Annotated in this window: 16 protein-coding genes and 3 pseudogenes; 15 read left to right on the plus strand and 4 right to left on the minus strand. The window is 41.5% G+C overall.

Annotation, left to right across the window (positions count from 1 at the left end; all coding sequences use genetic code 11):
- The first annotated feature begins 33 nt into the window (after positions 1–33).
- The 12 genes and pseudogenes from AC6IZ0_RS12835 to AC6IZ0_RS12890 all read left to right on the plus strand — a co-directional run bounded on the left by AC6IZ0_RS12835 (position 34) and on the right by AC6IZ0_RS12890 (position 10,304).
- Positions 34–1,538 (plus strand): annotated as a pseudogene (locus AC6IZ0_RS12835) (M16 family metallopeptidase).
- A 246-nt stretch (positions 1,539–1,784) separates the two neighbouring features.
- On the plus strand, positions 1,785–2,024 hold the full coding sequence (locus AC6IZ0_RS12840; protein ID WP_280802041.1) for a hypothetical protein: 240 nt from the start codon (positions 1,785–1,787) through the stop codon (positions 2,022–2,024).
- Positions 2,025–2,633: 609 nt separating this feature from the next.
- A complete protein-coding gene (locus AC6IZ0_RS12845) occupies positions 2,634–2,885 on the plus strand; it encodes a hypothetical protein (protein WP_271733113.1) in 252 nt (83 codons plus the stop codon).
- Positions 2,886–3,054: 169 nt separating this feature from the next.
- Positions 3,055–3,303 (plus strand): hypothetical protein, encoded by a 249-nt coding sequence (locus AC6IZ0_RS12850; protein WP_271733115.1) that lies wholly within the window; start codon positions 3,055–3,057, stop codon positions 3,301–3,303.
- A gap of 138 nt (positions 3,304–3,441) precedes the next feature.
- The gene (locus AC6IZ0_RS12855) at positions 3,442–3,681 is read left to right on the plus strand and encodes a hypothetical protein (RefSeq protein ID WP_271733117.1); all 240 of its coding nucleotides are present in this window, start codon (positions 3,442–3,444) and stop codon (positions 3,679–3,681) included.
- 153 nt (positions 3,682–3,834) lie between these two features.
- The gene (locus tag AC6IZ0_RS12860; protein ID WP_497723231.1) at positions 3,835–4,080 is read left to right on the plus strand and encodes a hypothetical protein; all 246 of its coding nucleotides are present in this window, start codon (positions 3,835–3,837) and stop codon (positions 4,078–4,080) included.
- 111 nt (positions 4,081–4,191) lie between these two features.
- Positions 4,192–4,437 (plus strand): hypothetical protein, encoded by a 246-nt coding sequence (locus tag AC6IZ0_RS12865; RefSeq protein WP_497723233.1) that lies wholly within the window; start codon positions 4,192–4,194, stop codon positions 4,435–4,437.
- A gap of 108 nt (positions 4,438–4,545) precedes the next feature.
- Positions 4,546–4,791, plus strand: coding sequence for a hypothetical protein (locus AC6IZ0_RS12870; RefSeq protein WP_271732094.1), 246 nt, complete (start codon positions 4,546–4,548; stop codon positions 4,789–4,791).
- Between the two features lie 97 nt (positions 4,792–4,888).
- Entirely contained in the window at positions 4,889–5,122 is a 234-nt protein-coding gene (locus AC6IZ0_RS12875) for a hypothetical protein (protein WP_497723235.1), read from the plus strand.
- Positions 5,123–5,993: 871 nt separating this feature from the next.
- Positions 5,994–7,169: a phosphotransferase gene (locus AC6IZ0_RS12880; RefSeq protein ID WP_497723236.1), complete on the plus strand. Its 1,176-nt coding sequence runs from the start codon at positions 5,994–5,996 to the stop codon at positions 7,167–7,169.
- 101 nt (positions 7,170–7,270) lie between these two features.
- Positions 7,271–8,370, plus strand: a pseudogene (locus AC6IZ0_RS12885) (T3SS effector HopA1 family protein).
- A gap of 383 nt (positions 8,371–8,753) precedes the next feature.
- Positions 8,754–10,304, plus strand: a complete 1,551-nt coding sequence (locus AC6IZ0_RS12890) for an AAA-like domain-containing protein (RefSeq protein WP_497723238.1) — start codon at positions 8,754–8,756, stop codon at positions 10,302–10,304.
- 320 nt (positions 10,305–10,624) lie between these two features.
- Here AC6IZ0_RS12890 and AC6IZ0_RS12895 read toward each other — a convergent pair whose 3' ends face one another.
- Together AC6IZ0_RS12895 and AC6IZ0_RS12900 are read right to left on the minus strand one after the other, a co-directional pair.
- Complete coding sequence (locus AC6IZ0_RS12895) at positions 10,625–12,115, minus strand: Calx-beta domain-containing protein (RefSeq protein WP_497723240.1); 1,491 nt, start codon at positions 12,113–12,115, stop codon at positions 10,625–10,627.
- A complete protein-coding gene (locus AC6IZ0_RS12900; protein ID WP_497723241.1) occupies positions 12,096–16,535 on the minus strand; it encodes a beta strand repeat-containing protein in 4,440 nt (1,479 codons plus the stop codon). The genes AC6IZ0_RS12895 and AC6IZ0_RS12900 overlap by 20 nt, the downstream gene beginning before the upstream one ends.
- Positions 16,536–17,058: 523 nt before the next feature.
- Here AC6IZ0_RS12900 and AC6IZ0_RS12905 point away from each other — a divergent pair.
- Both AC6IZ0_RS12905 and AC6IZ0_RS12910 read left to right on the plus strand, forming a co-directional pair.
- Positions 17,059–18,609 (plus strand): ATP-binding protein, encoded by a 1,551-nt coding sequence (locus AC6IZ0_RS12905; RefSeq protein ID WP_497723243.1) that lies wholly within the window; start codon positions 17,059–17,061, stop codon positions 18,607–18,609.
- Between the two features lie 384 nt (positions 18,610–18,993).
- On the plus strand, positions 18,994–20,550 hold the full coding sequence (locus AC6IZ0_RS12910) for an AAA-like domain-containing protein (protein WP_497723244.1): 1,557 nt from the start codon (positions 18,994–18,996) through the stop codon (positions 20,548–20,550).
- Between the two features lie 196 nt (positions 20,551–20,746).
- On the opposite strand, the gene AC6IZ0_RS12915 is transcribed toward AC6IZ0_RS12910, so the two are convergent.
- Positions 20,747–23,098: a Calx-beta domain-containing protein gene (locus AC6IZ0_RS12915; RefSeq protein ID WP_497723246.1), complete on the minus strand. Its 2,352-nt coding sequence runs from the start codon at positions 23,096–23,098 to the stop codon at positions 20,747–20,749.
- 268 nt (positions 23,099–23,366) lie between these two features.
- Between AC6IZ0_RS12915 and AC6IZ0_RS12920 the strand changes: the two are divergent.
- A pseudogene (locus tag AC6IZ0_RS12920) lies at positions 23,367–24,278 on the plus strand (ATP-binding protein); the annotation flags it as partial.
- Positions 24,279–24,301: 23 nt separating this feature from the next.
- On the opposite strand, the gene AC6IZ0_RS12925 reads toward AC6IZ0_RS12920, so the two are convergent.
- Positions 24,302–25,093: a peptidylprolyl isomerase gene (locus AC6IZ0_RS12925; protein WP_497723248.1), complete on the minus strand. Its 792-nt coding sequence runs from the start codon at positions 25,091–25,093 to the stop codon at positions 24,302–24,304.
- Positions 25,094–25,429: the final 336 nt, after the last annotated feature.

Raw genomic sequence — 25,429 nt, forward strand, 5'->3', positions numbered from 1 at the left:
CAATGAAGCACACACAGGCTCAGGAGAGGAAGAATGGGATTGAGAATTTTCAATGTTAAATTTAGGTTTGGCAAGAGTAGGAGTCTATTTTATGGTTTGATTCTGGTTGTTGCCTGTTTGTTGATCAGTTTTAACTTTTCTTGGGCGGCGACGGCGGCGGCTAAACACTATACTGAGTTAGCTCTGCCACCATTGCCTGAGATTAAGTTACCGAAAAATGAGCGGTTTGTGCTGGATAACGGTTTGGTTGTGTATTTAATGGAGGATCATGATTTACCGTTGGTAAATGGTACCGCTTTGATCCGGACTGGAAGTCGCCTAGAACCGGCTGATAAAATCGGGTTGGCTGGTTTTACTGGTGCGGTGATGCGGACTGGGGAACTCAGAAGCATTCGGCTGATCAGCTCAATGAGATTTTAGAACAACGTGCTGCTACTGTGGAAACTGGTATTAGTGAAGCTTCAGGTAGTGCTAGTTTTCAGTCTCTCGCCGAAGATTTAGAAACGGTGTTTGATTTGTTTGCGGAGGTATTGAGAGAACCTGTATTTGCCCAAAAACAGTTAGATTTAGCTAAAACCCAGGCTAGGGGTGGTATTGCTCGCCGTAATGATAATCCAGATGGTATTGCTAGACGAGAATTTCAGAAATTAATTTATGGCAATGATAGCCCCTATGCTCGCACTATGGAGTATGCCACCCTAGATAATATTTCCCGTGAGGATTTACTGCAGTTTTACCAGCAATATTTTCATCCCAATAATATGATTTTAGGGATTGTAGGGGATTTTGAACCGCAGAAAATGCGATCGCTCATTCAAGCTAAGTTTGGCGATTGGGAACCCCATCCCGAAATTACTCCACCCCAGTTATCCGAGGTAACCCCAGCTAATACCGGTGGGATATTTTTTGTGGATCAACCACAACTAACTCAGAGTAGTGTGCTAATTGGACATCTGGGTGGTCAGTTAGATAATCCCGATTATGCTGCACTGGATGTATTGAATGGGGTATTAAATGGGTTTGGTGGACGTTTATTAAATGAGGTGCGATCGCGCCAAGGTTTAGCTTACTCTGTATATGCCTACTGGAGTCCGCGCTTCGATTACCCAGGAATGTTTATTGCAGGTGGACAAACCCGGTCAGATGCTACTGTGCAATTTGTCCAATCCGTACAAGCCGAAATCAAGCGTCTGCAAGCACAACCAGTGACAGCGCAGGAACTAGCTTATGCTAAAGAGTCTACTCTCAACTCCTTTGTATTCAACTTTGAAGACCCTGCTCAAACCTTATCACGGTTAATGCGATACGAATATTACGGCTATCCGGCTGATTTCTTATTTAGGTATCAAAAAGCCGTAGCCGCCACAACTGAAGCTGATGTGCAACGAGTAGCACAAAAATACCTCAAACCCGAAAAAATGGTAACTCTGGTAGTAGGGAACCAGACAGCCATTCAACCGCCATTGACGCAACTAGCAGCAACGGTAACCCCCATAGACGTGACAATTCTCATGTCCCAATCACAGGCGCAGAATTAAAAGTTCGCTGGAGACGCGAGACGTCGCGTCTCTAATCCCTAATAAACAACTCAAGATGTAAAACTGTTAACTGGGCAAAACATCCGTTTTTCAGACGTAACTACTTGATTTTTGTCTAGAAAATTCATAAAGTTTCTTGACTTTTACCAATGAAATTGTCAAATATAAGAAAGAAATTATAATTTTGAGTATAGTTCTGTCAAAAGCCTACTAAGTCTCACCGGAAGTATTTAGGGAGTTAATCACATGGCAAGGATAACAATTGAGGATTTGTCTCCTCTTAGGGTTCAACAGATTCTGAATGAAATCACAGATGGGGAAATGAACAGGGTGGAGGGAAGTCAAGGAAGCGATATCAATGAACAGTCTTTAGCTCATAATCTAGATCAAAATCTAGATAATCTTCTTTTTAGCTTAAGAACCCAAATGGGTGTGGTGATTGTTGGTGCTAGAACTATATTCAATGAAGGATTCAATTCTTTGTAAGCAATTTCTCTAATTAAATATTTAAAATAATGCTTGATTTTGAGGTAAATTAACTTCAATATCGCTAAATTAACCTATAAATTAATTTATAGAAATAAATATCATCTGACATCTTCTTAGAGGATGTTTGGACAGTCATGATTAGTGTATCGAATATTATTTGACCCCTCCCTAACCCTCCCCTTGTAAGGGTAGGGGACTGGATTTGATTGTTTTTTGTGTGTTACCCAATCCTTCGGTGTTCCCTGTTCCGGTGTTCCCTAAGATAAAAATTACCTGTTTAATACTTTCCAAACATCCTCTTAGAGCAATTCTGTGGAAGCCTCCCATGGACCTTCTGTTCATGTCTCCTAGCCATGACTGTATCCAGTTCATGACTAAATATGCATTGGGTATCTTGAAATTTTTTCCAAAATAATTAGACGATAATTAGTTTCCTAAATGTCATACATTTTCCAGACAAAAATCTTGAATATATGTCTTTTTAACAAGCTGTTTACCCTTGACTTTCTGATTTTTAATCAATAAAAATAGCAGTAACAGTTAAGCAAACACAGCTTGATTGCCTACCAATTTCATTTACCAAGAACAAGTGCTTGAGGAGCTAATATGGCAAACATCAAACTGTCTGAACTAAACGCTACTGGTTCTGAATTATTTCAAGATTCTGAGAGTTTTCTCAATGAATTACAGGATGTAGATTCTATTTCCGGTGGCGATACCTCTGGTCATGGTGATGGCTACGGCTACCCAGGAGTCAGTGGTATTTCTACACTGACTAAACTAGCCGAAGCATTTGTTACGGTCTATGCCATTGGTCATGTTACCGAACTAGCTAAGTCATTTAGTCAAGCATACTAATGGCTTCAGGTAACTACTAAGCTATCGGGCTTTTTAGGGGTTAAAGCCAATCAGTAATCTATGTTATCAACATGAATTTTACTGATGATTAATAATCCCTAAAAACCAAGCAGCTGCAACAATTTTCTGTGAGCTTGCTTAATTGGGACAAGACTATTAGGAGTAAATCATGGCTAATATCAAACTTTCTGAACTAAATACTGCTGGTTCTGAATTGTTTCAAGATTCCGAAAGTTTCTTGAACGAATTCAGCGATGTAGACTCCATCTCCGGTGGACAAATCGGTGTCGCTACAGGTGCTACATACGGCGCCAGCAACCTTCTAACATTAACTAAGTTAGCTGAAGCATTTGTGATTACATATGCCGTTGACCATGTGACTGTCTTGGCTAAATCATTCAGTTTAGCCGGCATCTAATAATTCTGCATCACTACAGAGCTTGATGGTTTTTCAGGGACTAAAGGCATAATCTTGTGTTATTACCAATTATCCCTGTGTTCTAGCTAATCTATGCAATCTTCAGTGTCATTACAACAGGCCTTTTAGGAGCAAATCATGGCAAATATTACACTGTCTGAACTACACGCTGCTGGTTCTGAATTATTTCAAGATTCTGAAAGTTTTCTGAATGAATTCAGCGATGTAGACTCCATCTCTGGTGGACAAGTTGGCTTACGTCCAGTCCAGGCTGCTGCTAGTAATCCTATGACTCTTATGAAGTTAGCAGAGGCTTTTGTGACTATATATGCCATTGACCATGTGACTGCCTTAGCTAAGTCATTCAGTCAATTCTAATGACTTCAGGTAACTACTGAAATTCATGGCTCTTGAGGAATTAAAGGTAAGAACTAATTAATATGATTACCAATAATTCCTCAGATCCGGCTAGACACCATCTTGATCTTAACTGCAACAAACAAGTCTTCACAAGTCTTTTAGGAGTACATCATGGCTAATATTACTCTTTGTGAATTACACGCTGCTGGTTCTGAATTGTTTCAAGATTCTGAAAGTTTCTTGAATGAACTCAACGATGTTGATTCTATCTCTGGTGGTCAAGTAGGTGTCGCTGCTGGTGTAACTTATGCAGCGAGTAATCCTTCGACACTAACTAAGTTGGCTGAGGCATTTGTAATTACATATGCTGTTGACCATGTAACTATCTTGACTAAATCCTTCAGTCTAGTTGTGTAATCATCCGCAAATAAATGGCTCTTAGGAATCATCCCTGAGAGCCGGCTAGATTCAACGCTCTCGATTTTCACTGGGACAAACAAGTCTTCACAAGTCTTTTAGGAGTACATCATGGCTAATATTACTCTTTGTGAATTACACGCTGCTGGTTCTGAATTGTTTCAAGATTCTGAAAGTTTCTTGAATGAACTCAACGATGTTGATTCTATCTCTGGTGGTCAAGTAGGTGTCGCTGCTGGTGTAACTTATGCAGCGAGTAATCCTTTTACACTAACTAAGTTGGCTGAGGCATTTGTAATTACATATGCTGTTGACCATGTAACTATCTTGGCTAAATCCTTCAGTCTAGTTGTGTAATTATCCGCTAATAAATGGCTCTTAGGAATCATCCCTGAGAGCCGGCTAGACACGATCTTGATCTTAACTGCAACAAACAAGTCTTCACAAGTCTTTTAGGAGTACATCATGGCTAATATTACTCTTTGTGAATTACACGCTGCTGGTTCTGAATTGTTTCAAGATTCTGAAAGTTTCTTGAATGAACTCAACGATGTTGATTCTATCTCTGGTGGTCAAGTAGCTGTCGCTGCTGGTGTGACTTATGCAGCGAGTAATCCTTTTACACTAACTAAGTTGGCTGAGGCATTTGTAATTACATATGCTGTTGACCATGTAACTATCTTGGCTAAATCCTTCAGTCTAGTTGTGTAATTATCCGCTAATAAATGGCTCTTAGGAATCATCCCTGAGAGCCAGACAGATTAAGTCATTTACCTTCTAATTACCACAAGTCTTTCAGGAGTAGATCATGGCAACTATCACTCTTTCTCAACTATACGCTACTGGCTCTGAACTGTTCCACGATTCCCAAAGCTTTCTTGATGAACTGAGCGATATTGATTCTAGCGCTAAGGGTCAATACAACCTTGTCGGTGGCATAATTACATTGACTGCGTTAGCTGGAACATTTATCGGTACATATGGCATTGGTCATGCTACTTATATAGCCAAGTCATATAGTAAACCGTATACTTTGTACTAGTTCTGTAGTTAACTAGTAATGTTGATGGCTGTCTTGAGATTAAAGATAAAGTTTTCATCAATCATGTAGGATTGCAAAAGCAAACATTACAGCCAAACTTGAAAAATATATTCTGTAATCGACAAGGTAATTGAAACTTAATTAAAACTAGTCTCACAATATATCAAATGAGTAGTACTGATTGATGAATATTTCGATATAAGTCAAAATCAATCAGCCGGCTAAATTAGATAAATTGAAATCATTGCTCCTCAAAGCTTATGAGTAAATAACAGTTAAATTCGCGTCATGATAGCACATTAGTTGACTAATAGTGAAGCTCAATATTAGTCGATATGGCTTGTATTCACTCATTAATCAATAATTTGTCTAGGCATAAATTCAATGGCAGAAATTATAATTCGTGAACTTTACCCCAATAAATCAGATAGCTTTTTGATCGAAGTAGCGGATATGTCTTATATACCTGTATATCGTGGTAATGCATATGCACTTGACTATGCATTCCATCAAATCCTGAACTTTACTTATAGTCTAGTTGATTTGATGTTATCAGCATTTGCCATATAGTCATCCTATTTGACTTGAGAAATTATCAGTGAGGAAAGGGAACAGGGAACAGGGAACAGGGAACAGAAATTGTTCATGAATCATTTAGGATTGCTATATATAGTATCGTGTCCCTAGTACATTCATTTGAGTTTGAGATTATACCTGATCAGGTTGCCCCTTTCTAATTATTGAATCCGAATCGACATGATGACCAAGAAAATGTTGTATGCCATCAATGTCTGGATAGGAATACTGTGGTTTTGCAGTTTCTTGATTAACCAACAACAAATTTTTGCATTACTGAGGAGTATTTAACGCCATGCCATTTTTATTAAGCTATCAAAATGTTTTTGACTACTTAATTCCTTTAGGAATATGTAGTGAGGAAGAACGTTCATCTAGTAATATTGAACTAAAACCAGCGAAAAACTTTAACTTATTACTCAGCTTATCAGAGGGTAGGCAACTTCTAGTGAAGCAAGAACGCCACAACCGAGAAGGAAAAACCGCTGGGGAGTTTGTGCAGGAATGGCGCATTCATGAGTTTTTAAACCAAAACCTAGAACTTAGCTATGTACGCCCTTTACTTTCAGAAGCAGTACATTTTGATGCTGAGAATTCGATCATTATTTTTAATTATCTGAGTAACTACCGCGATCTAGCAGATTTCTACACCAAGGAAAATATTTTTCCGACAAAAATAGCCGCAAAGGTTGGGACTATTCTGGGATTAATTCATCGCGGAAGTATTCAACATCCAGAGTATCGGCAATTCTTTGACAGTTCCCAGGATACAGCGAGTCAAGACGCGGCAAAAGTAAATCATCGCATTGATAGGCTGACCCCGGAAATTTTCGGTAGTGTTCCATCTGATGGGTTAAAATTCTTTGCCCTATATCAACGTTACGACAGTTTGGGTCAGGCGATCGCACAGTTAGGTAGTTCTGTTACTCCCTACTGTTTGACTCATAACGACATGAAGCTGAATAACATTCTCATTTCCTTAAATTGGGAAGATGTGAATGAATCATTAGCACAGCAAAGCATGATTCGATTAATTGACTGGGAACGCTGTTCTTGGGGAGACCCTGCTCATGATTTGGGGTGCATAATCGCCAGTTACTTGCAATTATGGCTATATAGCGTAGTTGTGGGTAAAGGGATGGAAATTGAAGAATCTTTACGCCTAGCTACAACACCTTTACAATCACTCCGTCCTTCACTTGCAGCACTGGTTAAGGCTTATTTGGCTGAATTCCCGGAAATCTTAGAGCATCGTCCTGATTTCTTAGAGCGAGTAGTACAATTTTGCGGTTTAGCCTTAATTCAATCTATCCAAGCAACTCTCCAGCACGAAAAAACCTTTGGTAATCAAGGTATCAGTATGCTGCAAGTTGCCAAGAGTTTATTGTGTCGTCCGCAACCATCTATACCCACCATTTTCGGTATGGATGCTTCAGACCTGACTCCCGCTAAATATTCAGCCGCAAGCTAACGCCTATCAGGTGGGAAAGTTGGCTGAAATACACAGCCAATTTATGACGATTTTTTACCGGTTTTTGAACACACTCTCTTATTCACACGTGAAGCCCTCCTATGCAACTATTAGATTCCCTACAAACTCAACTAGCTACTATTCCTCAGCCATTGCAGACATCGATAGAAGACATTATTCATAAAGTTGAAATTGTTTCCCATCATTGTATTAAACACCCCAACTATAAAAGTTTAGAATTAACCGAGCAAGCAGCTTCCCGCTTTCAAAAGTTGCCCTTAGAACTCCAGAAAAAGTATTTAGGTGTGCAGTTGCGTAGTTTCCTCTATGGTGTCTACTACAACGGCTCCTTACAAGAGGACTTGAATCTGACATCAGATGGAGATTCAAGAAAATTAGCAGCAAATAAAGACTTAGAAAATAATAGTTTTTTGGGTGTAGATATAGGTTTTTATGACCGCTTACATGAGAGTAACCGGGGTTCAGGTACTGGGGTAAGGATTGGCTCATAGTGAAAGAAGAAACAGATGGCGCTGTGGCGGTGCATAAGGGTGGTTTAACCATACATATTGACCGTGATGTTCACTTACGACCAGAACATAAAGCTGCAACTGTCGGTAATCTAGTTGCGATCAAATTGCCTAAAAATGTTGTACAAAATGGCTTTTATATGGCAGTTGGTGATGCAGCTGCTCATGGCGATCAAGAAATAGTGCGGATCTATTTTAATTTATCCCCAGATGGTGCAGTGGCGGTCATGGATGCTTTGACTACCCTACTCAATGCCCTACCCGTTTCTTTTACGTTTAAAGCGCTATATAATCCTTCAGATTATGGACGTTATGATTCAGCAGTGCTTTACTTTGACAAACATAACTATGAGACTATCTACCCTGTATTAAAAAGGGTGTATAGAGAAAACCAATCTTATTTTGGGGATTCGGTGCCGTTATTTACAAAATTACTAGCTCCTGGTTTATCTCTGGCGGAAGAACCTAACAACAAATTTACAGAACGTGAAAGCTTTGGGATGAATCGCTGCCAAATTATTGCTAATGCATTGCTGGATGTTTGGCAAGGAAATAATGATACACCAGCAGGTAGGTTAGAATCTATTTTGCAACATTTCTCTATGGAGGGAATTGAATTACAACGCCCTTATCTTAATCCCAAGTCTGAAGATATTTTCACTACTTTATAGGTTTTTGACGGTGGTCGGGATTTACCCCCAACAGCGGAAATAGCCTTTAGTCGCCAGGGTATAAATATCACAGTTATTCGGGGGTAGCTATTAACTGACAAAAGATAGCGATCGCTACTGGCGAATATCCCCGACTTCTATCAACATTCATGGCTACTTGACAAGATCATAGTCAGAAGTCGGGGATATGCTCATACTCTAATATCCCGGACTTCTACGAAAATTTATAACTACCTGACAAGATCATAGTCAGAAGTCGGGGATATGAGTAACGAATAAAAGCGATCGCTTTGGGTACTACGTAGCGATCGCACTGGCGTTTTGTCGGTCAACCGTTAACAATCATAGAAGTTATAATCAAATCAACCTATAGTTAAACTTTTATGACTAAATGGTTTAACACTGCTGGCCCTTGTAAGCCAAATATCCACTATACCCTACCCACCAGTGAACGGTTACCAGAGTTAAAACGCCTGATTGAGCAAGAGAATTACTTTGTCATCCATGCACCCAGACAAACCGGTAAAACCACTGCCATGCTCACCTTAGCACAGGAGTTAACAGCCAGTGGTAAATATACCGCCGTCTTACTATCCTTAGAAGTGGGCGCAGTATTTCCCCATGATCCTGGAACTGCTGAAAGGGCAATTTTAGATGAGTGGAAACAGTCGGTTAAATTTCACCTACCAGCCAATCTACAGCCCACTACATGGCCAGAAGTGGGTACTGGCTCCCAAATTGGCACATTTTTAAGCACTTGGGCAACTGATTCACCCTTACCCCTGGTGGTATTCTTAGATGAAATTGACGCTTTAAGTGATGAAACTTTAATTTCTGTATTGCGCCAATTACGCTCCGGTTATCCCCGTCGCCCCCAAGGTTTCCCCCAATGCGTGGCGTTAATCGGGATGCGGGATGTACGTGATTATAAGGTAGCCTCTGGCGGTAGCTATAGATTAAATACCTCTAGCCCTTTTAATATCAAGGTAGAATCTATAACCTTAAGTAATTTTACCTTGGAAGATGTCAAGACATTATACGAACAACATACCCAAGCCACCGGACAAATATTTACCCCCGAAGCCATTAACCACGCCTATGATTTAACCCAGGGTCAACCTTGGTTAGTCAATGCGATCGCCCGTCAAGTTACAGAGTATTTAGCAGAAGATGTAAATATTCCCATCACAGTAGATTTAATCAATCAAGCTAAAGATATCTTAATTCAAAGACAAGACACCCATTTAGATAGTTTAGCAGAGCGACTGCGAGAGGATAGGGTAAAAGCAATTATTGAACCTATTTTATCTGGGGAAGAATTACCCAACACACCGGAAGATGATCGCCGTTATCTGTTAGATTTAGGTTTAGTGATTCGCAGTAAAGAGGGTGGGTTAAAGGTAGCTAACCCCATTTATCAAGAGGTAATCCCCAAGGTGTTATCCCAGGGAACTCAAGATAGTTTACCGATGATTCAACCTAGTTGGTTAACACCCACAGGGGAATTAAACCCCCAAATTCTGTTAGAAACTTTTTTAGACTTTTGGCGACAACATGGGGAGCCATTATTTAAAAGTACCCCTTACCCAGAAATTGCGCCACATTTAGTATTAATGGCATTTTTACACCGTGTAGTTAATGGTGGTGGTAGCTTAGAACGGGAATACGCCATAGGTTCCGGGAGGATGGATATATGTTTAAGGTATGGGGATGTAGTCTTAGGGATGGAATTAAAGGTATGGAAGCAGGGTAAACCCGACCCATTGCAGCAAGGATTAACACAGTTAGATAAGTATTTATCAGGATTAAATCTAGATACAGGATGGTTAGTAATATTTGACCGTCGCCCTGATTTACCGCCCATCAGCGACAGAACCACCACCGAAATAACCCTAAGTCCCCAGGGCAGAAATATTACAGTAATTCGGGGGTAGGTTGGGATTTGTTGACTGTTGACTGTTGACTGTTGACGGTTGACTGGGAAGAGGTGTTACCATCAACAGCCATTAGATGGGGAATAAATTAAGCGTCTAATAGCGAAAGTCCACTAAAAGTGGACTGGTAGGTTACATATAATACTGTATGCAATGATTGTCAACACTATTTATTATGTTATATTTAACACCCAGTCGGATTTATCCGACTTGAGCTATTAGACAGGGGTTTGTAACCCCTGGCTTCCGGTGGTCGTAGCTTTTAGACCTCGACCCATCAACCGTCAACCGTCAACCGTGAACCGTCAACAGTTACTTATTTACCCCAGCAACTCAGAGATAAAAGCATTAATTTCGGCTCCTGTATTTCTCGGTCCTGTGAGTTCACTGGTAAACAGATTAAAGGTAGTTTGCAGAATCGCATTGACGTTAGGATTATTCTTGAGTAACAATCCTTGACGAATTAAGAAAATATCCCCCCCAGTCACTTGCTCATTACCATCAACGTCAAAGGCTAATCTGTTGACCCCATTGGCGATCGCACTCCTCAAAGCTGCACCTGTGGTATTTGTAGCTCCCACGGTTTCAGTGCTAAACAGATTAAAGGAACTTTGCAGAATCGCATTAACGTTAGGATTATTGCGTAACAGCAGATATTGGTCAATGAACAATAAATCAGCACCCGTCACTCTACCGTTACCATCAATATCCGCAGCAAGTCCACTGACTGTGACAGAAGGTACTGCTAATACATCTATATTCGGGTTACTACTGCTACCAGCAAAGTTAACTTTAGTTTCTCCATCAAACCCAGCAGTGGTGGTAAAGGGAATATTTACAAAGACATTATCACTGTCGGTGGATTGAAGAGGGCTGATAATAAACGTCAATTCCTTATCAGTGTTAGGGTCATTATCACCATTTCCCGTGTCATCAATGATAATTTTATCCCCGACTATAGTCCCCACAGAACTGGAAACATTAATATCTGTTGTATTAATATTCAGTTCTGAACTGTCAAAGTAAATTGACAATCCTACAGAGGATATCTGCGTATCATTAAAGTTATCAACACGATATTTTAAGGTGATCTCTCCCCCTGCGGGTGTAACCTTGCTACTTTGAGGAGCGATCGCCAGTTGACCGGGATTTGCTAACAAGTCATCATTAACAATTGTCCCGGTAGCAGTAGCAGTCGTCAGGGTAGCGTTACTGGGGTTAGATAGGCTAACGGTAAAGGTTTCCTCTGGTTCTACTACCGTATCACCACTGACATTGACTGTAATTCTTTGAGATATTTCCCCAGCAGCAAAGGTGACTGTACCTGTGGGGAGGGTTCCGCCAAAGTCGGCGGCGTTAGCAGGGTTATCACCTGTACCGGTAACCGCCCAGTTAGCAGTACTGATACCTGTATCCCCTGTGCGAGTAACTGTGAAGGTAAAGGAGGTATTACCGCTGTTTCCTTCTGATTGTATGGCGGAGGTGGGGGCGATCGCGAGGGTTAGGGGTACATTTTCACTGATATACTTAAAGTAGCTATCATTTAAAGATAAAGCAGTGATATTTCGTAGAACAGCAATCATTTCATCAGGTTCTGTTCCGGGTTTATCGATGAGAATTTGAGTATCTGCACCCTCAACTTTTAGTAAGTAATCACTGCTTGTCCCCCGCAGTTGAATAACATCTCCCTCCGTAGGATCAAAATCGACTATTAAAGCATAATCAGCATCTCCACTAGTTAAACTGTTACCATCATCGTATCCAATCCAATCCAGGTCACCGAGAATGAACTTATCCGCACCGGCTTCCACCTGTTAAGATATCAATTTCCCCAAGTCCAGGAGTGCTACTATTGGGATTAACCCCAGTAATAACGTCATCCCCTCCCCCCGTTTTAATATCATCACTGGCGGATGTACCTGTAATCTGGAATCGCTCTATATTACTGAAGCTTACTGCATCATATGCACCACTATTATTTATGTAAGCCGCTAAATACCCAGCCCAGGCACCAGAGGATACATAAATACTACTATTAATCCCGGCTGCATAGGATGTGGTTCCCCCATAGTTGTTACTGGAATAGTCGATAATCAGTAAGTCGTCGCCTTCTCCTGCATCAATATTATCTATACCCAATGCTGCATTAATGGTGTCGTTGCCATCCCCTGTATTGATGGTCTCATTAAAACGACCTGTAAAGGTAATATTGTCGTTCCCTGTACCGGTGATAAGGTTAGCAAATCTTTCTACGTTCTTAACTACTGTTCCGTTAGAAGATGTGAATGTGCTACCACTATTGTCTACTACTAAATCCGTAGTGAAGCTGCTAAAGTCAACATTGTTGATGGTGTCAATCCCTTCGCCACCATCTACACTGATGGACTCATAGCCTCCTTTGTCAATGGTGTCATTTTGGGGTGTACCTGTAATCTGTAATCGCTCTATGTTACTGAAGCTTACTGCATCATATGCACCACTATTATTTATGTAAGCCGATAAAGAACCCCACCACGCACCAGAGGATACATAAATACTACTATTAATCCCGGCTGCATAGGATGTGGTTCCCCCATAGTTGTTACTGGAATAGTCGATAATCAGTAAGTCGTCGCCTTCTCCTGCATCAATATTATCTATACCCAATGCTGCATTAATGGTGTCGTTGCCATCCCCTGTATTGATGGTCTCATTAAAACGACCTGTAAAGGTAATATTGTCGTTCCCTGTACCGGTGATAAGGTTAGCAAATCTTTCTACGTTCTTAACTACTGTTCCGTTAGAAGATGTGAATGTGCTACCACTATTGTCTACTACTAAATCCGTAGTGAAGCTGCTAAAGTCAACATTGTTGATGGTGTCAATCCCTTCGCCACCATCTACACTGATGGACTCATAGCCTCCTCTGTCAATGGTGTCATTTTGGGGTGTACCTGTAATCTGTAATCGCTCTATGTTACTGAAGCTTACTGCATCATATGCACCAATATTATTTATGTAAGCCGATAAAGAACCCCACCACGCACCAGAGGATACATAAATACTACTATTAATCCCGGCTGCATAGGATGTGGTTCCCCTATAGTTGTTACTGGAATAGTCGATAATCAGTAAGTCGTCGCCTTCTCCTGCATCAATATTATCTATACCCAATGCTGCATTAATGGTGTCGTTGCCATCCCCTGTATTAATGGTCTCATTAAAACGACCTGTAAAGGTAATAGTGTCGTTTCCTGTACCGGTGATAAGGTTAGCAAATCTTTCTACGTTCTTAACTACTGTTCCGTTAGAAGATGTGAATGTGCTACCACTATTGTCTACTACTAAATCCGTGGTGAAGCTGCTAAAGTCAACATAGTTGATGGTGTCAATCCCTTCCCCACCATCTACACTGATTGACTCATAGCCTCCTCTGTCAATGGTGTCATTTTGGGGTGTACCTGTAATCTGTAATCGCTCTATGTTACTGAAGCTTACTGCATCATATGCACCAATATTATTTATGTAAGCCGATAAAGAACCCCACCACGCACCAGAGGATACATAAATACTACTATTAATCCCGGCTGCATAGGATGTGGTTCCCCTATAGTTGTTACTGGAATAGTCGATAATCAGTAAGTTGTCGCCTTCCCCTCCATCAATATTATCTATACCCAATGCCGCATTAATGGTGTCGTTGCCATCCCCTGTATTAATGGTCTCATTAAAACGACCTGTAAAGGTAATAGTGTCGTTTCCTGTACCGGTGATAAGGTTAGCAAATCTTTCTACGTTCTTAACTACTGTTCCGTTAGAAGATGTGAATGTGCTACCACTATTGTCTACTACTAAATCCGTGGTGAAGCTGCTAAAGTCAACATAGTTGATGGTGTCAATCCCTTCCCCACCATCTACACTGATTGACTCATAGCCTCCTCTGTCAATGGTGTCATTTTGGGGTGTACCTGTAATCTGTAATCGCTCTATGTTACTGAAGCTTACTGCATCATATGCACCAATATTATTTATGTAAGCCGATAAATTTCCCCGCCACGCACCGTACCAATCATAAATACTACTATTAATCCCGGCTGCATAGGATGTGGTTCCCCCATAGTTGTTACTGGAATAGTCGATAATCAGTAAGTTGTCGCCTTCCCCTCCATCAATATTATCTATACCTAATGCTGCATTAATGGTGTCGTTGCCATCCCCTGTATTGATGGTCTCATTAAAACGACCTGTAAAGGTGATAGTGTCGTTACCTGCACCGGTGGTGAGGTTAGCAAATCTTTCTACGTTCTTAACTACTGTTCCGTTAGAAGATGTGAATGTGCTACCACTATTGTCTACTACTAAATCCGTGGTGAAGCTGCTAAAGTCAACATAGTTGATGGTGTCAATCCCTTCCCCACCATCTACACTGATTGACTCATAGCCTCCTCTGTCAATGGTGTCATTTTGGGGTGTACCTGTAATCTGTAATCGCTCTATGTTACTGAAGCTTACTGCATCATATGCACCACTATTATTTATGTAAGCCGATAAAGAACCCCACCACGCACCAGAGGATACATAAATACTACTATTAAACATCCCGGCTGCATAGGATCTGTTTCCCCCATAGTTGTTACTGGAATAGTCGATAATCAGTAAGTCGTCGCCTTCTCCTGCATCAATATTATCTATACCCAATGCTGCATTAATGGTGTCGTTGCCATCCCCTGTATTAATGGTCTCATTAAAACGACCTGTAAAGGTAATAGTGTCGTTTCCTGTACCGGTGGTGAGGTTAGCAAATCTTTCTACGTTCTTAACTACTGTTCCGTTAGAAGATGTGAATGTGCTACCACTATTGTCTACCACTAAGTCTATGGTGAAGCTGCTAAAGTTAACATTGTTGATGGTGTCAATCCCTTCGCCACCATCTACACTGATTGACTCATAGCCTCCTCTGTCAATGGTGTCATTTTGGGGTGTACCTGTAATCTGTAATCGCTCTATGTTACTGAAGCTTACTGCATCAGATGCACCACTATTATTTATGTAAGCCGATAAAGAACCCCACCACGCACCAGAGGATACATAAATACTACTATTAAACATCCCGGCTGCATAGGATCTGTTTCCCCCATAGTTGTTACTGGAATAGTCGATAATCAGTAAGTCGTCGCCTTCTCCTGCATCAATATTATCTATACCCAATGCTGCATTAATGGTGTCGTTGCCATCCCCCGTATTAATGGTCTCATTAAAACGACCTGTAAAGGTAATAGTGTCGTTCCCTGTACCGGTGGTGAGGTTAGCAAATCTTTCTACGTTCTTAACTACTGTTCCGTTAGAAGATGTGAATGTGCCACCGCCACTATTGTCTACCACTAAGTCTGTGGTGAAGCTGCTAAAGTTAACATTGTTGATGGTGTCAATGCCTTCCCCACCATCTACACTGATTGACTCATAGCCTCCTCTGTCAATGGTGTCATTTTGGGGTGTACCTGTAATCTGTAATCGCTCTATGTTACTGAAGCTTACTTGGTCATATGCACCAATATTATTTATGTAAGCCGATAAATAACCCCCCCACGGACTGTACCAGTCATAAATACTACTATTAATCCCGGCTGCATAGGATGTGGTTCCCCTATAGTTGTTACTGGAATAGTCGATAATCAGTAAGTCGTCGCCTTCTCCTGCATCAATATTATCTATACCGCGTCCTGAGTTGATGGTATCCGCTTCATCAGTGCCAGTGATATTATCATTACCATCTGTCCCGGTGAAAGTTGCTTGCTCAACTTCAACCACCTCACCACCTAACACCAGAATCTGAGAATCATCTTCCGCCCTTAACCTTTTCCAACTCTGATCATCCCAAGTTTCACCTAATACCACCGCCGCAAATATTGCTCCTTCATCCCCTGGAGTATCCGCCGCATTAAAAAGAAAATCTAAATAATGTCCTATCTCTTCCAACAAAACCCTAATTAAGCGTCCTGAGTCCCCATTGACTATACTTTCTGAGAGGTAAATTTTTCCCGTTTGCCCAGAAAATGCACCACTAGCCCCCTGTAACTCAGTATCGGGGTAAACTTCTATTTCTGGTAAACTTGCCACAGCCTCTAAAAACCTGGTTGATGTGATTTCAACACCAAACACCGAGGCTAATTTTTCTCCTAGAGATTCCTGAGCCGCAAAACCTGTTAACAAGTCAATCAGTTGACTAATGTCTGTAGTTGTATTTGGTAGCATAAATGGGATTAATTGCAATAATTTAAAATTGAGTTTACTCTATCCAAATTATCGTTAATTTTGATTTTCTTGAAAAGAAAATTCATTAATATAGAATTAGTAAAATATATTTTTCTTATATGTAACCCGAGGGCGATTAGTTTTCAAGGGTCTTGGAGGTTGTTTAATAAGTGTTGATATGTAATTTTAATCACTAGCTGGCCAATATCCCCGACTTCTACAAAAATTTATAGCTACCTGACAAGATCATGGTGAGAAGTCGGGGATATGAGTAACGAATAAAAGCGATCGCTTTGGGTACTGCGTAGCGATCGCACTGGCGTTTTGTCAGTCAACAGTCAACAGTCAACCGTCAACCCTCAACAATATTTGTGGTCAGAAGTCGGGGATATGAGTAACTAATAAAAGCGATCGCTTTGGGTACTGCGTAGCGATCGCACTGGCGTTTTGTCAGTCAACAGTCAACAGTCAACAGCCAACAATCATAGAAGTTATAATCAAATCAACCTATACTTAAACTTTTATGACTAAATGGTTTAACACCGCAGGCCCTTGTAAGCCAAATATCCACTATACCCTACCCACCAGTGAACGGTTACCAGAGTTAAAACGCCTGATTGAGCAAGAGAATTACTTTGTCATCCATGCACCCAGACAAACCGGTAAAACCACTGCCATGCTCACCCTAGCACAGGAACTGACAGCCAGTGGTAAATACACCGCCGTCATGGTATCTGTAGAGGTGGGTGCTGCTTTTCCAGATAAACCAGATATCGCCGAATTAGCCATTTTAGACGCTTGGCGTGGTGCTATTAGTTACAGGCTACCCGATGAATTACAACCCCCTAAATGGCCTGATGCTCCTGTAGGGCGACGGATTGGAGCAGCATTAGAATCATGGGTAAAGGTTTCATCCCGTCCTTTGGTGGTGTTTATTGATGAAATCGATGCTTTAGCTAATGAAACCTTAATTGCTATATTACGACAACTTCGTGATGGTTATCCCAATCGACCCCAAGGTTTCCCCCAATGCGTGGCGTTAATTGGGATGCGGGATGTGAGAGATTATAAGGTAGCCTCCGGCGGTAGCTATAGATTAAATACCTCTAGCCCTTTTAATATCAAGGTAGAATCTATAACTTTAAGTAATTTTACCTTGGAAGATGTCAAGACCTTATACGAACAACATACCCAAGCCACCGGACAAATATTTACCCCCGAAGCCATTAACCACGCCTACTATTTAACCCAAGGTCAACCTTGGTTAGTCAATGCGATCGCCCGTCAAGTTACAGAGTATTTAGCAGAAGATGTGAATATCCCCATCACTGTAGATTTAATTAATCAAGCTAAAGATATACTAATTCAAAGGCAAGACACCCATCTAGATAGTTTAGCAGAGCGACTGCGGGAAGATAGGGTAAAAGCCATTATTGAACCTATTTTATCTGGGGAAGAATTACCCAACACACCAGAAGATGATCGCCGTTATCTGTTAGATTTAGGTTTAGTGATTCGCAGTAAAGAGGGTGGGTTAAAGGTAGCTAACCCCATTTATCAAGAGGTAATCCCCAAGGTGTTATCCCAGGGAACTCAAGATAGTTTACCGATGATTCAACCTAGTTGGTTAACACCCACAGGGGAATTAAACCCCCAAATTCTGTTAGAAACTTTTCTAGACTTTTGGCGACAACACGGGGAGCCATTATTTAAAAGTACCCCTTACCCAGAAATTGCGCCACATTTAGTATTAATGGCATTTTTACACCGGGTAGTTAATGGTGGTGGTAGCTTAGAACGGGAATACGCCATAGGTTCCGGGAGGATGGATATATGTTTAAGGTATGGGGATGTAGTTTTAGGGATGGAATTAAAGGTATGGAAGCAGGGTAAAGCCGACCCCTTACCCCAAGGATTGATACAGCTAGATAAGTATTTATCAGGACTGAATCTAAATACAGGATGGTTAGTAATATTTGACCGTCGCCCCGACTTACCCCCCATCAGTGACCGAACCAGCACCGAAATAACCCTAAGTCCCCAAGGCAGAAATATTACAGTAATTCGGGGGTAGGTTGGGATTTGTTGACTGTTGACGGATTTATCCGACTTTAGCTATTAGACAGGGGTTTCTCACCCCAGGCTGTCGGAGATATGAGTAACAGTCAACAGTCAACCGTTAACCGTCAACAATATTTGTGGTCAGAAGTCGGGGATATTGCGATCGCATTTCATCACCTGTGAACACCTGGATAATATCCCCGACTTCTACAAAAATTTATAGCTACCCCAGAAGATCATAGTCAGAAGTCGGGGATATGAGTAACGAATAAAAGCGATCGCTTTGGGTACTGCGTAGCGATCGCACTGGCGTTTTGTCGGTCAAAAGTCAACCGTTAACAGTCAACAGTCAACAATCATAGAAGTTATAATCAAATCAACCTATACCTAAACTTTTATGACTAAATGGTTTAACACTGCTGGCCCTTGTAAGCCAAATATCCACTATACCCTACCCACCAGTGAACGGTTACCAGAGTTAAAACGCCTGATTGAGCAAGAGAATTACTTTGTCATCCATGCACCCAGACAAACCGGTAAAACCACTGCCATGCTCACCCTAGCACAGGAACTGACAGCCAGTGGTAAATACACCGCCGTGTTACTGTCCTTAGAAGTGGGCGCAGTATTTCCCCATGATCCCCTGGCGGCGCAAAATAGTATTTTAAATCACTGGCAGAATCAAATCCGGTTTTTAAAGTTACCCTTACCACATATCAATCAGATTAAGGAAGAAACGGGAATCACTCAGTTAGATTTACAAACAGTTCTCAGTGTCTGGACCGCTGACTCTCCCCTCCCCCTAGTGGTTTTCTTAGATGAAATTGACGCATTAAGTGATGAAACTTTAATTTCTGTATTGCGACAATTACGCTCCGGTTATCCCAATCGCCCCCAAGGTTTCCCCCAATGCGTGGCGTTAATCGGGATGCGGGATGTACGTGATTATAAAGTAGCTTCTGGCGGTAGTGATAGGTTAAATACTTCTAGCCCCTTTAATATCAAGGTGCGCTCTGTGACTTTAAGTAATTTCACTTTAGAAGAGGTAAAAAGTCTGTATGAACAACACACCGCAGCCACAGGACAAATCTTTACCCCCGAAGCCATTAACCACGCCTACTATTTAACCCAGGGTCAACCTTGGTTAGTCAATGCTTTAGCTAAGGAAGTTACAGAATACCTAGCAGAAGATGTGAATATCCCCATCACGGTAGATTTAATCAATCAAGCCAAAGATATACTAATTCAAAGGCAAGACACCCATTTAGATAGTTTAGCAGAGCGACTGCGGGAAGATAGGGTAAAAGCAATCATAGAACCCATCTTAGCAGGGGAAGAATTACCAGATGTGCCTAATGATGATATTCGTTTTCTCCTAGATTTAGGATTGTGTCGCTATCATCCTATTAGAGGTTTAGAAATTGCTAACCCGATTTATAGAGAAGTTTTACCTAAAGTTTTAGCCTATACCCCCATTATGTCTTTAGGGGTGATTGAACCTGAATGGTTGAGTGCTAGTGGTGAATTAATCCCAGAAAAATTATTAGACTTATTCTTAGAGTTTTGGCGACAACACGGGGAGCCATTATTTAAAAGTACCCCTTACCCAGAAATTGCGCCACATTTAGTATTAATGGCATTTTTACACCGGGTAGTTAATGGTGGTGGTAGCTTAGAACGGGAATACGCCATAGGCTCCGGGAGGATGGATATATGTTTAAGGTATGGGGATGTAGTTTTAGGGATGGAATTAAAGGTATGGAAGCAGGGTAAAGCCGACCCCTTACCCCAAGGATTGATACAGCTAGATAAGTATTTATCAGGACTGAATCTAAATACAGGATGGTTAGTAATATTTGACCGTCGCCCCGACTTACCCCCCATCAGTGACCGAACCAGCACCGAAATAACCCTAAGTCCCCAAGGCAGAAATATTACAGTAATTCGGGGGTAGGTTGGGATTTGTTGACCGTTGACGGATTTATCCGACTTTAGCTATTAGACAGGGGTTTCTCACCCCAGGTTTGCTGTGGGTGTTGACTGCGGGTGTTGACTCTGGTGGGCAATATCCCCGACTTCTACCAAAATTTATAGCTACCTGACAATATCATAGTCAGAAGTCGGAGATATGAGTAACAGTCAACAGTCATCTATATTACGGTGCTAAACTGAGTTAAATGTGCTTGTATCTGGGTTAAATCCCTGGTAGCATCAGGGGCGATCGCACCGTCAATTAATCTCTCACCGGGGAAAGTACCAAACAGATGGCGTACTATCATAATGCCATCGGAAAGGGCTTTGATTTCTCCATTACCGTCAATATCTAAGTATTGGTTATCTACCCCTTGTTGTAAGTAGGCTTGAATTTCTCCTAGGTTGCGAGTAGCGTTAGGAGCGATCGCACCTTCAGTTAATCTCTCACCGGGGAAAGTACCAAACAGATGGCGTACTATCATAATGCCATCGGAAAGGGCTTTGATTTCTCCATTCCCGTCAATATCCAGATTCCATGCTTGCTTACTGACTAAAATCGGGTCTGCTTCTAGGCTATAACCAGGGGCTAAATTATCGGAAGTCAGATTAAGTTGAGTTCCAGTAAAGTTGTCAGTGGTGGTAAAGTTGAAATCCGCTAACTTTAACGGTAGGGTTTGGTTAGGCCAGTTACCAGCAAAGTCAGTATAGCCAAATTGGATATAGCGATCGCTTTGGGGGTCGTTGTCTAGGTTCCCACTATCAGCTAGGTCTTCTACTGGAACGAATAGATTGTTATTGAACAGGTTGTCTGCATTTTGGAAGCTCAATTCATTAGAATTGTAGTGCAACCGCAGACTAATACCAGTCAGGGTATTATCACCTGTGGAGGTCTTATACAATAAGGGAATAGATACATTACCACCAGGAGCAGCAGTTAAATTATCTAATGATGTAATTTGTTGGCGATCGCCCTGCACCGGTGGTGTATCATCATTCCTAATGGTTCCCGTAGCTGTGGCGGTGGTAATGGTGGCGTTACTGGGGTTAGAGAGGGTAACAGTAAAGGTTTCATCCGGCTCTAATACCGTATCACCACTGACATTAACTGTAATTACTTGAGATGTTACCCCGGCTGCAAAGGTGACCGTACCCGTGGGGAGGGATGCGCCAAAGTCCCCTGCATTAGCGGGGTTGGTTCCCGTACCCGTCACCGCCCAATTAGCAGTGCTGGTGGTGGATGTATCCCCTGTGCGAGTAACTGTGAAGGTAAAGGAGGTATTACTGCTGTTTCCTTCTGATTGTATGGCGTTGGTGGGGGCGATCGCTAGTTGAGAGGGATTTGTTAAATCATCATTCCTAATGGTTCCCGTAGCTGTCGCGGTTGTAATAGTAGCGTTACTGGGGTTAGAGAGGGTGACGGTAAAGGCTTCATCCGGTTCTACTACCGTGTCACCACTGACATTGACTGTAATTACTTGAGATGTTACCCCGGCTGCAAAGGTGACCGTACCCGTGGGGAGGGATGCGCCAAAGTCCCCTGCATTAGCGGGGTTGGTTCCCGTACCCGTCACCGCCCAATTAGCAGTGCTGGTGGTGGATGTATCCCCTGTGCGGGTAACTGTGAAGGTGTAGGGGGTATTACCTGTGTTCCCTTCTGATTGTATGGCGTTGGTGGGGGCGATCGCTAGTTGAGAGGGATTTGTTAAATCATCATTCCTAATGGTTCCCGTAGCTGTCGCGGTTGTAATAGTAGCGTTACTGGGGTTAGAGAGGGTGACGGTAAAGGCTTCATCCGGTTCTACTACCGTGTCACCACTGACATTGACTGTAATTACTTGAGATGTTACCGCGGCTGCAAAGGTGACCGTACCCGTGGGGAGGGATGCGCCAAAGTCCCCTGCATTGGCGGGGTTGGTTCCTGTACCGGTGACCGCCCAGTTAGCAGTGCTGATACCTGTGGTATTACCGCTACGGGTAACTGTGAAGGTGTATGGGGTATTACCTGTGTTACCTTCCGATTGTATTCCGTTTTGTTCATAAATGGCTAGGATCGTAGCCTGAGCTACAGGAAAATTAGGGGAGTTATCGAAAAGACTAAGCTCGGCAGTATAAGAACCCGTAGAAACTGCTGTTATGTTGCGAGGAAATTGATTAGGATCAAAGTAAGTTGCTCCATTGGGAGAGCCTCCATACACAGCAAGATAATAAGTGCCATTATCTGGTAATATGAAGGCGAAAGAATCACTACCTTGAGTTGAGAATTTCAGGATATTGCTATCCTCATCAAATAAAATTGTTCCAAAGATATTATTAGCAATAAACCAAGGTACCCCATCGGCAGTTATCTCCCAAGCAAAGCGATCGCCCGCCCCGCCTACAAAACTGTAAAAATCTACATCATCTCTTAAATCTGCCAAAAAGTAGTTATCGCCAATTTCTCCCCTAAAGCTCTGAGAACTGTTTCCTTGAGAGCTAAATCCTGTATCAATAGCATTAGCAAAGGTATCATTATGTGGATTTTCTGTCATGGCTTTTACTTCCCTCATAAATATGGTTACTGAGCACAGCTAAGAGACAAAAATCTCAATCGAGGTTTTCTTTTGTCACCTATATATATATGTGGGAAGCTCAAAGGGAAATTTCGCAGTTTTAATGATTTGAATTAACTATGATTAATTTGCTAATTATAAGCTATTCTTAACTATTACCCATTGACTTGACTGCTTAAGCTTTTATCTGGGGATTTTAACCCCCGGCTACTGCTTACCTGTCAACAGTCAACCGTTAACAATCATAGATGTCAAGACCTTATACGAACAACATACCCAAGCCACAGGGCAAATCTTTACCCCCGAAGCCATTCACCACGCCTACTATTTAACCCAGGGTCAACCTTGGTTAGTCAATGCGATCGCCCGTCAAGTTACAGAGTATTTAGCAGAAGATGTGAATATCCCCATCACTGTAGATTTAATTAATCAAGCTAAAGATATACTAATTCAAAGGCAAGACACCCATCTAGATAGTTTAGCAGAACGACTGCGAGAGGATAGGGTAAAAGCCATTATTGAACCTATTTTATCTGGGGAAGAATTACCCAACACACCAGAAGATGATCGCCGTTATCTGTTAGATTTAGGTTTAGTGATTCGCAGTAAAGAGGGTGGGTTAAAGGTAGCTAACCCCATTTATCAAGAGGTAATCCCCAAGGTGTTATCCCAGGGAACTCAAGATAGTTTACCGATGATTCAACCCAGTTGGTTAACACCCACAGGGGAATTAAACCCGCAAATATTGTTAGAAACCTTTTTAGACTTTTGGCGACAACATGGGGAGCCATTATTTAAAAGTACCCCTTACCCAGAAATTGCGCCCCACTTAGTATTAATGGCATTTTTACACCGTGTAGTTAATGGTGGTGGTAGCTTAGAACGGGAATACGCCATAGGCTCCGGGAGGATGGATATATGTCTGCGTTATGGGGATGTAGTGTTAGGGATGGAATTAAAGGTATGGAAGCAGGGTAAAGCCGACCCCTTACCCCAAGGATTGATACAGCTAGATAAGTATTTATCAGGACTCAATCTAGATACAGGATGGTTAGTAATATTTGACCGTCGCCCCGACTTACCCCCCATCAGTGACCGAACCACCACCGAAATAACCCTAAGTCCCCAAGGCAGAAATATTACAGTAATTCGGGGGTAGGTTTGGATTTGTTGACTGTCAACTTACCTGGGTATGCTTGATTTGAGGAGGCGATGTGATGTTGGAGTATGATTATTTTCTTTGAGATTGGCTACAATTTCCACCGAGGCTATTTGTTGCTGTAGCCAATTGCTAAAAAACTCTCCCATAATTTGCAACCGCAAGTTATCATCTAACTCTGGTTTAATTATTTCTTCAACTGAGATTATATGTACTCCTTTGGGTGTAATAATGGGCTTGAGAATTTGGGGGGGAGTGGCGGCAAAAACTGCGGCTGCAATCTCGGCTCTGAAGTCAATACGGCGGCGGATTCCCTGATAACCACCAGTGCGACGGGTTTCGGGATTTTGGATATATTGACGAGCAATTTCTTGGAAACTAATTTCGCCTTCTTTGAGTGCATAAAATAGTTCTAAGGCTAAATCTTCATCATCTAATACCACTTCATAAGTTACTGCGCCAAAATATTTAGATTGGTGTGCATAAAAAAATGGTTCTATTTGCTCTGCAAATAAATGATTGGCTAATTTAGAAGATGTAAGGTTGATTTTGGCTATTTCTTCCAAGTCATCTAGGGAAAGATAATGTTTTTTTAACCAAGCCCAAGTGTCTTCTGCTTTCAGTAGTCGGTGAGCTAGGCGAAGATCGTCTGCTGCTGTTTGCAGTTCTTCTATAGAAATTTCAATTCCTGCTTTATCGGCGGCTTCAGCAATGATTTTTTGGGTAGCGATCGCTTCTAAAATTCCGGGGATTTGGCAAGCCATTTTTATATAGTAAATAATGTCTTCAGCAGAAAATTCTAAAATATTTGACATGGCTAAATTCCTCCAACTAATAACTAATTTTCCCTGAGTATTTTGACTTTTTTAGTCAGTAACTTATTCATCATATTTGCTTAATATATTGTTTATTGTCTCTATCTGATGGTAGTTTTAATATTTTAATTATTCACCATTGTTTATCATCTTTATTCAAATTAAATAATACAGATATAAGCCCTATTTTTCTAGGTTTTAGACTAGACAAATAGGGGTAATATTCCATGGTAAAAATGGTGAATCTAGTCCCCTTCCCTTAATAATGGGAGAGTTAGTGTGGGGTAAACCCTTTTGGTTTTCGCCGTACACAGTGGCGGGTAGAATGCACACCCC

It is taken from the genome of Anabaenopsis sp. NIES-4685 (assembly GCF_059725405.1).